Origin of the sequence: Nodularia sp. LEGE 04288, assembly GCF_963896525.1 — a bacterium.
Classification (GTDB): domain Bacteria; phylum Cyanobacteriota; class Cyanobacteriia; order Cyanobacteriales; family Nostocaceae; genus Nodularia.
Genome location: NZ_CAWQOY010000116.1, coordinates 32,472 through 44,770 on the forward strand (window position 1 = coordinate 32,472; position 12,299 = coordinate 44,770).

The window sequence follows — 12,299 nt, forward strand, 5'->3', positions numbered from 1 at the left end:
GCATCCAGCATTGGGAGTAAGTATTTACTCCCGACTCCCTATACCTGGCAAGCAGCTAATGCTACAGCCAGTTCTTTAGCACTTTGGTAGCGATCGCGTGGCAACTGCTGCGTGACGCGTTCAATAATTTCTCTCAGTTGCGGGCTAATTGTGGGAATCTTGACCACATCAAAGCGGGAAGTTTGACCTCTGTGGCGATAAAATTTGAAAGGATTTTCGCCTGTGAGCAGAAAAATTAGCGTCGGCCCAATGGCATATAAATCGGATTGAGTTAAGGGTTGTCCTCGTTCTTGTTCAGGAGCGCAGTAACCTTCCGCACCAATACGAGTGCCAGGTGTCGTCCCAATTTCCTTCACAGCCCCAAAATCCAACACTACTATCTGATTATCGGCATTTCGCACCATCAGGTTAGCGGGTTTGATATCACGGTGTATGAGTGGTGGATTTTGGCTATGGAGATATTGTAATATGTCGCAGGTTTGAATCATCCAAGCGATCGCCTGGCTGGGCGTTACAGGCCCAGTGGCATAAACTTTTTTTTCTAAATCCTGGCCATGAATTAATTCCATAGCCAAGTATTTTTTCCCACCAACTACAAAAAAGTCGTAATACTTGGGAATCCCCGCATTGTCAAGGGATTTGAGAGTATTCGCTTCTCGTTCAAATAACTCTTGGGCTTTGGCAATTTTAGCCATGTCAGCATTCATTTGCTTTAAAACCAGCAATTGTGGTTTTTGAGAAATCAGACCTGCTGCATCCCAAGCGAGATAAGTAGTACCCATACCGCCCTGTCCGAGAGTTTGCAACACCTGATATTGGCGAATTTTATGTTGAACCCTCAGAGGTTGACCGCAATGAATACAAAATAGATTATTCGGGGAATTACCTTCGTGGTTGCAAGTGGAGGCTAAATTTGCCAGCGTTTTTTCTTGTTCTTCGCCACCTTCAGGCGATCGCAGCAAAGTATCGGGGATTTTTTGCAATTGGAATTGTAATATTGGCCCTCCCTGTGCCAGTTGCAGCCGGGAATTATCCGGTAAAGGACAATTAAGCACCAGCGTACCGTCCAGAAAAGTACCATTACTGCCTTGACTAAACACCTGCCAAGAAGCAACATTTTTATTTTTGGCAGAATTAACTTGCCTCAATTCCAAATGGTGCCGCGAAACCAAACTATCAGATAAAACCACATCATTATCCCCCGCGCGACCAATGCGAATTACGGCGGAATTTTCAAAACACCACTGCTGGAGTGGCTTTTTTTGTTGCGGTTCTAACAAGGTCAGAATAACCACAATACGACCTGCATAAGCTTAAACAATTAGGTATTGGGGATGAGGGTGAAGAAATCATTCACCAGGTATCTTTAACTGTCCATATCTGGGCGCACCTTGGCCCGGATAAGTATAGCAGTAATATTGTCATGACCATTGTATTGGTTTGCTAAATCAATTAATTCTGTAACTCCCTTTTGCAAGTTAGCGCCAGAACTGAGTAGGGGAAGCAGTTGATTATGTCCATGATTTTCTAGGACATCATTATCTGATAAACCATCCGATACCATAATGAAAAGGCAATCTTCAGTAATTTCAAAAAACACCACATCGGGATTAATGGAGTTTTGATCACGAGGCCCTAAAGCTTGAGTTAGCTGGTACGCATCCGGACGAGCATAGGCGATGCTAGCTTCCACGCCTCTAGAAATTTCTCGTTGACCTACTTCGTGATCTACTGTGATTTGTTCCAATCCCCGCTTGCGTGTCAGGCGGTAAAGGCGACTATCTCCCACATGGGCGGCTGCGGCTTGAGTACCTTGAATTAAGAGCATAACCAAGGTAGTACCCATGCGCTTGATACCAGAACGGACTTCTTCTTGATTTACCTCATAAATTGCTTGATTAGCTAAATATATGGCCTCACGCAGCATAGCTTCCAGGGGCATTTGCTTCGTAATCCAATGTTGATCAAAGTATTCTCTGACGGTATTAACTGCCAACTCACTGGCTACCTCACCCCCTGCATGACCACCCATACCATCGCAGAGGATATACAAACCACGGGCTTGTAAAACTTGTTTTTTGGGCAATTCCAGCTTGTTGATTTTGGTTTCAATCCCAAAGCAATCCTCATTGTGATGACGTTGACGACCAACATCAGTGCGTCCTGCATCTTCCAAACTGCTCAATTGCATTGACAGCACAACAGTTGGCATATCATCAGCTTTGGCAGAGAAATCATCTAAATCATCGAATTGCAAAATAGTGGGTGTCGCAATATCTTTTTCTTCCATTGAATCAGCAGTGCTGGTCATAGGTGTTTCTAATTCAGCCGCGATGTCTTCTAAACGCGATCGCAACTGCTCTACAGTCTGAATTTTACCTAGTGCCAAATCTTCCAAAATCTGCACTACAGAACCAAATTGAGTCCGTTGGGATTGTCTAAATAGTGCCTGCCAAACTTGCCCCAAAGCTTGAATAGTTAAAAGTTGCTCTGGGATAGTAAATGTTTCTACTTCTCCCTCTTCAGATGATGTCCTACTTGGCTGTTCATTCAGTGGTTCTACATATAACCTCTGTAGCGCCAGCGTTTGGTCTTCATCTAAGCGCAGATTCGCCAACTCCAACAAACTTTGACGACAATTCACCGTTTCTAATACAGCCCAGAGTTGGGTCATCTGATAAAGACAGTGTAAAATTTGTAACGTAGACGTTGTTTCAGATTGCCATAAATCCAGTAAAGACTGCCAATCTGAACGGTCTTCGATCAGTAGCACCTGTAGATCATCTTCTTGCCAGGCATCATGAATTGCTGGTATACCTGGGTGAGATTGGGATTGTAAGACAATATAAGCTTTCGCCAGACGAGAAACTTCACTTATTTCCAGTGATGGCACCACCAATCCCTGTTGCTGATTAGCGAGTATGGCCTCAATCGGCGATATTTGATATGGCTGACAGTCCAACACCTTCACCAAAATTTCCGCCTGAGAAATATTTTCCTCTGCGGCTGATAGCGGTTCTAATAATTGATAACGCTGTTCTGGGTCTAAGTAAGAACCTACTGAGAGTTGTAATCGGGAAATGGTGGAAGTAGGGGAGATTTCTTGATTCTCTTCTGTAACAGTCGTGTCTTCACTTTCTTCCCCAGTCCTTGACTTGGCAATAATTGCTTGCCAAACTATTCCGCATTCCGCACCACAGTTATGACAAAGTTGTGCGTTCACGGGTACTTCCGTACTGCACTCAGGACAAACCTTGTGGGTCAGGGATGCACCACAGCTTTGACAGAATTTGTTAGTGTTAGGGTTTTCAAATGTACACTGAGGGCAAATCAGCATAATGGAAGTTCCTCAATTGCCTTTCCAAGCTGCTTCTAGTCACTAATATCCAAAGTCCCACAATTGGCTGCCTCTGCCTAGAGTAGAAGTACAATTAATTGGGGTTTTACCAGTGAATTTTGGTGGACGTATTAATTGTGACGCATATTAGCCCAATATTTCAGATATTTGTCGCTAATTTTTCTGGAAAATCCTCTAGCTTGACTTCCGCCTGGTAGTAATAGCCCTAGAAACTCTTTGGTAATTTTTAGGCAAATTATGCAAAAATTCGAGTTCTGACGGCATGAGGTCGCGCCACTCACCTAGCTGTAGACCATCCAGATGGAGATGAGCGATGCTTACCCTGACCAGTCGTAACGTGGGAAATCCCACAGCCGCAGTCATTCGCCGCACTTGGCGATTTTTGCCCTCAGTCAATGTCATTTCCAACCAAGATGTCGGAACATTTTTGCGAAATCTAATTGGCGGGTGGCGTTCAGGTAGATGTGGCGCGTCTAAAAACAGTCTGACTTGCGCTGGTTGAGTCCGATAACCCTGAATTTCCACACCTGTTTGTAACTGGTTGATAGCATCGACATCAGGAATGCGTTCTACCTGTACCCAGTAAGTGCGTTGATGTCCAAACCGAGGATGAGCGAGGCGATGTTGTAATTGTCCATCGTTCGTCAATAGTAATAAACCTTCGCTGTCCCAGTCCAAACGCCCCACAGGATAAACATCCGGAACCGGGATATAGTCCTTCAAGGTACTATGTTTTGGTGTTTCCTGCGTAAACTGGCTGAGGACTCCATAGGGTTTGTAAAAAATCATATAGCGGTAATGATTAGCCATTAGTTATTTAGTCATTGCTTATCAGTCAATTTTAATGACCTACAGGCTGACAGTGCGACAAACATTTCAGCTGCGGGAGGACACCAACCCCGCAAAATGAATCATTTAATTTGAGGAAAATATTTATAACCATGTAAAGACAAGTCTAGTGTAGGGTAGGGGGTGTTGTCTAAACTGGCGAACCCAAAGGGTAGGAAATTATTTTTTGTGTTTAGACAATGATTAGCTTAAATTCTCCAGCTTTTTTATCCTTAAATCTATGTATTCAAACTTAATCTCAGTCCAAAAATAATTTTGATTTTTATAAAGGCTATAGGCAGATCAAAAATGATATGCTATGAAAATAAGAATATTTTTGCGAGAATATATTATGACTTTCCCAAAAGGAATTTACACTTTAGCAAATGACAATGTATACGATCAAGTTATTGCTTTAATAAATAGCATTAGAAAAAATTACGATACTGAGATTCCAATTTGTATTATCCCCTATGATCACAAAATCGATAAACTTAAAAACCTAAATTTAGAAAACATATTTTTATTTGATAACGAAAAATCTTTGAACAAATGGCAAGATTTTGCTTCAGAAATATGGGCAAGTGAAAGATTTATAGAACTAAAGCAGACAGCTTGGTATCACGGTTCTAATACTATTAGGAAAATGTGTTCTTTCGATGGTATTTTTGAAAATTTTATTTATATAGATAGCGATGAATTAGTCATGTCCTCACTGGATGATTGTTTTAACAAGCTAACTGATTATGATTGTATTTTTGACGACTGGGAGCATCGCAAAACAGAGAGTTTCCTTTCCGTTGATTTAATAAAAGATAAATACCACCATCAGGAAAAAGATATTAAACAACAGTGCCATTGCTCTGATTTTTTTGCATCCAAATCTACCTTAATAAATGACGAATTGCTAGCACAAATCAAGCATAATTTATTAGAAGATGAAGAAATTAAATTTATAAATATTCGAGGATGGTGGGACGAAGTTTATCTTTTTAGTTACATCACTTTTAAACTTAATTGCAAAATTTTTAACTATACATTAAGTGAAGATGCTAGAGTGAGAACAGGAAATATTGCTGGAGTTGATCCTTTTGTTGAAAAGGACTATGTACTCTTTAACAAGGAGGATTTAAAGCCAATTCATCGAATTCATTATATGGGTTATAAATGCGAAGTATTTAAAAGATTATGCCAAGGTGAATATACGAATATTCCACACCAAGAAGTATTTTTACATTACAGATTTATGAATCAACCGGAGGCAGCACCAAGTTATTTAAAGAAAGCTAATTTTGCAGTCAGAATTTATCGCATTTGGCAGCAAATTTTTAATAAAATCAAGAAGAATATATTAATTAAAATCAAGAATTGATAGTTGGAAACTACTGATTTGACATGGGAGCAGTGGGAACTAATTGCAAACCTAACAAACTTTACCATTGGGTGAGAGTGGCAGCAGGACGTGAACCTAGTCCATCAGAAGCAGCAGTTGATAGCCAATCAGTTTATTTATATTGCGATGATACGTATTATGGTTAGACGACTTGCATAATTTTTGACTCACTTTGACTTTTCAAACATCCTCTAAAGTGCTACAATTTCATTCATGCTAGGGGTGCCTGAAAATTCAGGCTGAGATCACACCCTTAACACCTGAGTCTGGCTAATACCAGCGGAGGGAAGCTGTTTATTGAGGAATTCAAATATGCGGACAGAATGGGTTGCTAAACGTCGTGGTCAGAGTAACGTAACTCAGATGCACTACGCGCGTCAGGGTGTTATTACCGAAGAAATGCACTACGTGGCCAAGCGGGAAAACCTGCCGGCGGATCTCATTCGTGATGAAGTGGCGCGGGGACGGATGATTATCCCTGCTAACATTAATCACACTAACTTAGAACCGATGGCGATCGGCATCGCTTCCAGATGTAAAGTTAATGCTAATATCGGCGCTTCTCCCAACTCTTCTAATCTTCAAGAAGAAGTGGATAAGTTGAATCTAGCGGTGAAATACGGTGCTGATACCCTGATGGACTTGTCCACAGGTGGAGGTAACTTAGATGAAATTCGCACCGCTATTATTAATGCTTCAACTATTCCTATTGGCACAGTACCAGTTTATCAAGCTTTAGAAAGTGTCCACGGCACAATTGAAAATCTCACCGCCGACGACTTTCTGCACATTATCGAAAAACACGCCCAACAAGGTGTAGATTATCAAACTATCCACGCCGGGATTTTAATTGAACATTTACCTTTAGTCAGAGATCGCATCACAGGTATTGTCTCCCGTGGTGGTGGTATTTTGGCGCGGTGGATGCTGCATCACCACAAACAAAACCCTCTGTATACCCATTACAGCGACATCATTGAGATTTTCAAAAGATATGATGTTTCTTTTAGTTTGGGTGATTCCCTGCGTCCTGGCTGTACTCATGATGCCTCAGATGCTGCACAATTAGCAGAACTGAAAACCCTCGGACAGCTAACCCGCAAAGCCTGGGAACATGATGTACAGGTGATGGTAGAAGGGCCTGGACACGTCCCAATGGATCAAATTGAGTTTAATGTCCGGAAGCAGATGGAAGAGTGTTCTGAAGCACCTTTCTATGTATTGGGGCCATTGGTGACAGATATTGCTCCTGGTTATGACCACATTACTTCGGCAATTGGGGCGGCAATGGCTGGGTGGTACGGAACTGCAATGCTGTGCTATGTTACACCTAAAGAACATTTAGGTTTGCCCAATGCCGAAGATGTCCGCAATGGTTTGATTGCTTATAAAATAGCGGCTCATGCTGCGGATATTGCTAGACATCGCCCAGGTGCGAGAGACAGAGATGATGAACTCTCAGCAGCTCGTTATAACTTTGATTGGAATCGTCAGTTTGAATTATCTTTAGACCCCGAAAGAGCTAAAGAGTATCACGACGAAACTCTACCAGCAGATATTTACAAAACTGCTGAATTTTGTTCGATGTGTGGGCCTAAGTTCTGCCCCATGCAAACCAAAGTTGATGCTGATGCGTTGACTGAACTTGAGAAGTTCTTGGCGAAGGAACCTGTAACTCAAGGTTAAGGTAATTCTCGTTAAATGTCGTTACTGGGGTTAACCTGGTAACGATATTAATCTTGAGAGTGAATTTAGAAAAATCGAAATATTTATATTGAAATTAAGCCTTAAAAATCAATGAGTGAATCAATTAAATGGACTGCTGACGCTGAAGCTAAACTCAAGGAAATCCCTTTTTTTGTCCGTCCTTTTGCCCGTAAAAAGATTGAAGTCTATGCTGAGGAGAATAGTATCTCTCTAATCACTCTAGAAATTTATGAAGATGTGAAAAAACAATTTAATTAAAATTTTAACTAATATCATTTTTGGCAAAACGCAAAATATTTATAATTAAATATCACGCAGAGTCGCAGAGAGTATTGTAGTGGCGTGGCAAGGCTAAAATATTGCAATAGATTTTAGCCTTGTCACGCCAGCAGGGTGTGTTAGAACGGAGTTCGTAACGCACCATTATCAAGAGTTCGGTGCGTTACTACTTTGATCTATTAGCTAATGAGGATGGGAGTAAAATATGAGTCAAGAAGACATTCGCAATATAATTATTCAAGCTGCACAGAAATGTCAAACAAAAGATGGTTGGTTCTATCTATCAGATTTTGGCAGCCTTCTCCGTGATGAATTTGATTTTAAATCAACAGGGTATTTCAAACTGTCTCATTTTTTGGGGGATTACGCTGACCTATTAGAGCTAAAACACGATGACTCATCTGAAGTTCCTGTTGCTATGGGAAGGCTGATTGAAGAATCTCCACAATTAAAGAAAAATGGTATGGCAACAAAACCAAAACCACAAGTTAAACTAAAGAATAAACAAAATTCAAGTCCTAAAGCTGCACTTTTTGAGTGGGCTTGGCTTGGAGATATGAAAAAAACTTTAAATAAGCTGGGAGAACTAGCTCTGTATGAACAATGGTTTTACGGCGATAAACCAGAGTTTGAAAGAGACAAATATCGCATTTTGGATAACTACTTATTTTATACTTTCTATAGGCTGACTCAAGAAAAGGATAAGATTATTACTACAGAAGAATTTGCTACTTTTAACACTGGCTTGGTTGACAAGTATTATGAACCTATTTTTGCACTTTTCAAGAAAAGCAAAAGTAGGCGACAAGAATGGGAATTTTCCGACTTTTGTATAGAGGGTCAAGATTGGGCTGGAAAAACGCTAGTACGTCAATTTACTAAGATGCCAGAACAAGCAAACTATTTTAGTAATACAGCAGATATGTTGTACAATATTTCAGCAGGAGAACCAAAACTTGATTATCAGCATATTATAGTAGACAATACAATTCGCCTTCCTTTAAATTTTCTTGAACAAAATCTTCCTCAAAACTTTAGTTTGGAAGATATAACAAAAATGGATTATCAGAGTAAATATTCTTACTTTAAGAGATTTGGTAAAGCACTTGAAGAAGATACGCGAGCGTTTAGAGCCATAAAAGATAGATTAGATGCTGCATTGAGATTGGCTATTAAACGGGTGAAATGGAATTATAAAACTGCTATTCCAATGTATTTTCCGACCCGAAATATTATGTCTCTTTTACTTCCATTAGCCCTTATTGACGATAATAAAGTCGATGTTTCATTAGTAACAGAACAAACTGAATCAGGTAGTTATCTTGGACATACAATTCTTCCCCTGGATTGGGCATACAGTAATGCTCGCCTAGTTTGCCGTCCTGATAGTGACTGGTTGATAGCACAAAATATCGTTCAGGATGATGGTGAAGACGATTAAAAGAACAAGATACCCGATTTATTCAGTCTGGAATATGAAATCTATATTGATATAAAAATCTTATTTTTTAATCGATTACCTTAAGATGCCTAATTTTGAATTAATTTAATGCCTTATACCGCTTGGGAAGGATATATAGTGAATTTTATAGGATGCCTAAAAACGTTGGTAGATTATTGGCAACAACCAGTAATTGCGGGAATGGGAACTGCATTAGGCATAGTTTTCGGAAATTGGGTTATTAACTCTTTTAAATATAAAAACTTATTAGAGGATGTTTCCAAAGTATGGGATCTTGTTATCAGTAATCAACTTGATGATATCTACAACATTCGTATCGCTTGTCAGGAAGTACAGAACAGATTAACTATTAATGCTCAAACAATTATTGGCTCGACATCAGCAGATTCTCTGAACATTACTTTTTCTGACCCAAAACGAACAGACGAAGAGAGAAGAGGGTTATTAAAATATGTGGAAAGAATCAAGGACAGAGCCAGTACGATTAAAAATGATAATTTATACAAAGAAAAATTGGGTGATATTCAATTATTCAAGTCAAGCAACTTAAGTATTATTGTAAGATATTGCCGAAAGCTAAATATATTACTGGAAGATATAAAAAATTTTACATCTTACGACTTCCCTAGTACAAATGAAGAATTTAATTCCTTAAAGTCGCATTCTGTTCAAGAATATAAAGAAAGAACTAGCTTTATTATTGCTAGAATTAATTCTGTAATATGCTTGGGTTTAATAGCAAAAAAAGTTTTTAAATCTTTTAATGCAAAGGATGAGAGGAATTTATTTGAGATTTATACAGAATTGTCACATTTGGAACAGGAAATACAGGATGAAAGGACTATTTATTTTTTGCTGAAAGAAGACTTTGATCGAATTAAGTCAAATGTAGTAAAGGGTGCGATCGCTTTGAGATAAAATAAATAGAATCACGATAAATATTGTAATTGCTTACTGACGATTGCTGATTTCCACAATCATTTCTCCTTGGCGTAATTCTTCCAAGGCATCAGCTAATGTCAAATTCAGGAGTTGATGCAAATTACGATTAGTAACATTTCCACAAGTCAGCCAAAGAATTTGAGGGGGTATCCCTAGCCGACAAACCAAATCCACGAAATCACTGTCTTTAGTCATGATGATGACATTAGCGATTCTTGCAGCTTCAAAAATTTCTATATCTTTAGCGTCGCGGAGTCCAATATCTCTTAATGAAAAGGCTTCTATAGCAAAAGTATTTGTTACCCAACTTGCCAATGTTGGCGGTAACTGAGCATCAATCCAAATCTTCATGCTGTCAACCGGACAAAATCAGTACGACGTGCAGCAAACAAAAGACAAGCTTGAATATCTTCTGGTTCTAAATCAGGAAAGTCCTCTAGAATTTCGCTAACGCTGACATTTTCCGCTAACATTTCTAAAATGTCGCTGACTCTAATTCTCATACCTCGAATGCAAGGACGACCCCCACATTGACCCGAAATTTGCGTGATACGAGTCAATAATTCACTCATTGAATTAATGGTTTATTGGAATATAAAATTATATTTTACCATAATTTCGATATGATAAATTGGCTATACGCTTTTTTCCAATATTTTCAATGTTCATGATGATTGTTGTATACAGATTTTATTGCTTAATTTATTTTGAGAAAATGCGCGATCGCCTTTATGAGCAAATATGAGAGAATGCGATCGCATCACAAAATCTCTCGCAAATCTTCAACTGTATTAGCAGTTTTAATTGCCTGTTGAAATGATTTTAATCGCTCCAAATCATTCACTTGAGAGATTATCGGCATCAACTCTAAACCTTCGTTGCCAAACTTCATCTCTAATAGCATCTCAATACCCTGCAATGCCAACTCAGTACCTTCTTGTCGTCCGCGTTCTAAGATTTCTTTATACCAAGGCGATTCACGTAATACAGCCATATCCCACCTCATGATTTCCTGAACTAAGGCGCTATCTAATACAAAAGTAGCAAAAAATGCTAGAACCGTCTCAAGTTGGTTTAATTGTTCATCAGCCCGGAGTATTTGTAGAGCTTCTCGAATTGTAGACTCATTTTCCCCACCTTTGAGAATTGGCACAAACGGCAGCAAAGATGGTAAAGGTTGTTCAAAAGCAATATTTACATCAACTTCCCACAAATTAATCACGCGATAATCTTGAATTGCCCGCAAACCAGCAATATTTGATTCATAAGTTGTAGATATTTCTGCGTTCGTAGTTTTGAGAATGTTGATTAATACAGGATACGTCAGCAATTTATATTTTTCTTCTGCAAGTGCCGCATAAGCACGCATTCTTCGGGGCATATCCAGGGTGGGACGCAGTTGTAATTCATTGAGAACGAGAAAATTCCCGTACTGGGGACTTTTAGCACGAATTAAAACATCACTTTCTCGACTTATCCATTGAAATTCTGAGTTGAGTATTTCCTGTGCTGTAATATCGGGAATTTGCGTTACCCATTTTACCCAGTTATCAGGTGCGAGGCTAATCAAGCGTTTTGTGCTGACATCTGCGGATTTTGTCATGGTATTGTAGATGCGCCTACAAGTAGTAGAGATAAATATTTAAGAAAGCTATCAAAAACTGTACTAGGGAGAGTCGCAGCGCGACCCTAATTTCCCAATTAATTAGCTAATTCTTGATACCGTTGTTGAAGATCAGCAATCGTGTATACCGCGTGAAAGTTCAACCCCACCGACTGATAAAACTCTGCACCACCTTGTAGTCGGTCTACAAGTGTAATTACGGTATCAACCGTATAACCAGCTTCCCGAAGACGCTCAACGGCTTTCATGGCAGATTTCCCCGTAGTCACGACATCTTCCAAAACGATGACTTTTGCACCTTCGGGCAAATTAGGCCCTTCAATATAAGCTCTGGTTCCATGACCTTTGGCTTCTTTACGAATAATTAGCGCTGGTATGGGGCGATTTTCATAAGCAGAAACCACACTCACGGCTGAGACAATGGGATCAGCACCCAATGTTAAACCTGCTACAGCTTGAGTATCTGTGGGTAACAGGGATAAGAGAATGCGACCAATGGCTAAAGCCCCTTGGGGATGAAGTGTTACCTGCTTACCATTAATGTAGTAAGAACTGCTTTGTCCCGAAGAAAGGACAAAATCACCTTCCTGATAAGCGAGTTGGCAAAATAAATTTAGTAGCTTGTGGCGCAGGGTAGTCAGGTCAGTAGTAGCTGCACAAATATCTGATTGGGTAAAGGTTTCAGTAGTATAAGTCATTACAAAAC

12 protein-coding genes and 1 riboswitch are annotated in these 12,299 nt (G+C 39.6%); of the genes, 5 read left to right on the forward strand and 7 right to left on the reverse strand.

What is annotated here, in order from left to right:
* Nucleotides 1-38: 38 nt before the first annotated feature.
* The 3 genes from AACX33_RS14085 to AACX33_RS14095 all read right to left on the reverse strand — a co-directional run bounded on the left by AACX33_RS14085 (nucleotide 39) and on the right by AACX33_RS14095 (nucleotide 4,168).
* Nucleotides 39-1,295: a protein kinase domain-containing protein gene (locus AACX33_RS14085; protein WP_193998807.1), complete on the reverse strand. Its 1,257-nt coding sequence runs from the start codon at nucleotides 1,293-1,295 to the stop codon at nucleotides 39-41.
* A 71-nt stretch (nucleotides 1,296-1,366) separates the two neighbouring features.
* Nucleotides 1,367-3,337, reverse strand: a complete 1,971-nt coding sequence (locus tag AACX33_RS14090; protein ID WP_193998808.1) for a serine/threonine phosphatase — start codon at nucleotides 3,335-3,337, stop codon at nucleotides 1,367-1,369.
* 195 nt (nucleotides 3,338-3,532) lie between these two features.
* Nucleotides 3,533-4,168, reverse strand: a complete 636-nt coding sequence (locus AACX33_RS14095; protein ID WP_193998809.1) for an rRNA large subunit pseudouridine synthase E — start codon at nucleotides 4,166-4,168, stop codon at nucleotides 3,533-3,535.
* Between the two features lie 370 nt (nucleotides 4,169-4,538).
* Between AACX33_RS14095 and AACX33_RS14100 the strand changes: the two genes are divergently transcribed.
* From AACX33_RS14100 to AACX33_RS14120, 5 genes are all read left to right on the forward strand, one after another.
* Nucleotides 4,539-5,558, forward strand: a complete 1,020-nt coding sequence (locus AACX33_RS14100; protein WP_193998810.1) for an Npun_R2821/Npun_R2822 family protein — start codon at nucleotides 4,539-4,541, stop codon at nucleotides 5,556-5,558.
* A gap of 229 nt (nucleotides 5,559-5,787) precedes the next feature.
* A riboswitch (TPP riboswitch) is annotated at nucleotides 5,788-5,884 on the forward strand.
* Between the two features lie 7 nt (nucleotides 5,885-5,891).
* Entirely contained in the window at nucleotides 5,892-7,265 is a 1,374-nt protein-coding gene (gene thiC, locus AACX33_RS14105; protein WP_193998811.1) for a phosphomethylpyrimidine synthase, read from the forward strand.
* 111 nt (nucleotides 7,266-7,376) lie between these two features.
* Complete coding sequence (locus AACX33_RS14110; RefSeq protein WP_193998812.1) at nucleotides 7,377-7,544, forward strand: PCP reductase family protein; 168 nt, start codon at nucleotides 7,377-7,379, stop codon at nucleotides 7,542-7,544.
* Nucleotides 7,545-7,770: 226 nt separating this feature from the next.
* Nucleotides 7,771-9,006, forward strand: coding sequence for a DUF3825 domain-containing protein (locus AACX33_RS14115; protein WP_193998813.1), 1,236 nt, complete (start codon nucleotides 7,771-7,773; stop codon nucleotides 9,004-9,006).
* Nucleotides 9,007-9,114: 108 nt separating this feature from the next.
* The gene (locus AACX33_RS14120) at nucleotides 9,115-9,945 is read left to right on the forward strand and encodes a hypothetical protein (RefSeq protein WP_193998814.1); all 831 of its coding nucleotides are present in this window, start codon (nucleotides 9,115-9,117) and stop codon (nucleotides 9,943-9,945) included.
* A gap of 33 nt (nucleotides 9,946-9,978) precedes the next feature.
* On the opposite strand, the gene AACX33_RS14125 is transcribed toward AACX33_RS14120, so the two are convergent.
* The 4 genes from AACX33_RS14125 to pyrE form a co-directional block, all read right to left on the reverse strand.
* Nucleotides 9,979-10,320: a DUF5615 family PIN-like protein gene (locus AACX33_RS14125; protein ID WP_193998815.1), complete on the reverse strand. Its 342-nt coding sequence runs from the start codon at nucleotides 10,318-10,320 to the stop codon at nucleotides 9,979-9,981.
* Entirely contained in the window at nucleotides 10,317-10,550 is a 234-nt protein-coding gene (locus AACX33_RS14130) for a DUF433 domain-containing protein (protein ID WP_227788691.1), read from the reverse strand. Before AACX33_RS14130 ends, AACX33_RS14125 begins: the two co-directional genes overlap by 4 nt.
* 179 nt (nucleotides 10,551-10,729) lie before the next feature.
* A complete protein-coding gene (locus tag AACX33_RS14135; protein WP_193998817.1) occupies nucleotides 10,730-11,572 on the reverse strand; it encodes an Rpn family recombination-promoting nuclease/putative transposase in 843 nt (280 codons plus the stop codon).
* Between the two features lie 98 nt (nucleotides 11,573-11,670).
* Entirely contained in the window at nucleotides 11,671-12,291 is a 621-nt protein-coding gene (gene pyrE / locus AACX33_RS14140) for an orotate phosphoribosyltransferase (RefSeq protein WP_193998818.1), read from the reverse strand.
* Between the last annotated feature and the right edge of the window lie 8 nt (nucleotides 12,292-12,299).

What these genes read in the sequence shown, in the direction of transcription:
- AACX33_RS14090 (WP_193998808.1), bottom strand. Translation starts at nt 3,337, where the DNA reads ATGCTGATTTGCCCTCAGTGTACATTTGAAAACCCTAACACTAACAAA.
- AACX33_RS14095 (WP_193998809.1), bottom strand. Translation starts at nt 4,168, where the DNA reads ATGGCTAATCATTACCGCTATATGATTTTTTACAAACCCTATGGAGTC.
- AACX33_RS14100 (WP_193998810.1), top strand. Translation starts at nt 4,539, where the DNA reads ATGACTTTCCCAAAAGGAATTTACACTTTAGCAAATGACAATGTATAC.
- thiC (WP_193998811.1), top strand. Translation starts at nt 5,892, where the DNA reads ATGCGGACAGAATGGGTTGCTAAACGTCGTGGTCAGAGTAACGTAACT.
- AACX33_RS14110 (WP_193998812.1), top strand. Translation starts at nt 7,377, where the DNA reads ATGAGTGAATCAATTAAATGGACTGCTGACGCTGAAGCTAAACTCAAG.
- AACX33_RS14115 (WP_193998813.1), top strand. Translation starts at nt 7,771, where the DNA reads ATGAGTCAAGAAGACATTCGCAATATAATTATTCAAGCTGCACAGAAA.
- AACX33_RS14120 (WP_193998814.1), top strand. Translation starts at nt 9,115, where the DNA reads ATGCCTTATACCGCTTGGGAAGGATATATAGTGAATTTTATAGGATGC.
- AACX33_RS14125 (WP_193998815.1), bottom strand. Translation starts at nt 10,320, where the DNA reads ATGAAGATTTGGATTGATGCTCAGTTACCGCCAACATTGGCAAGTTGG.
- AACX33_RS14135 (WP_193998817.1), bottom strand. Translation starts at nt 11,572, where the DNA reads ATGACAAAATCCGCAGATGTCAGCACAAAACGCTTGATTAGCCTCGCA.
- pyrE (WP_193998818.1), bottom strand. Translation starts at nt 12,291, where the DNA reads ATGACTTATACTACTGAAACCTTTACCCAATCAGATATTTGTGCAGCT.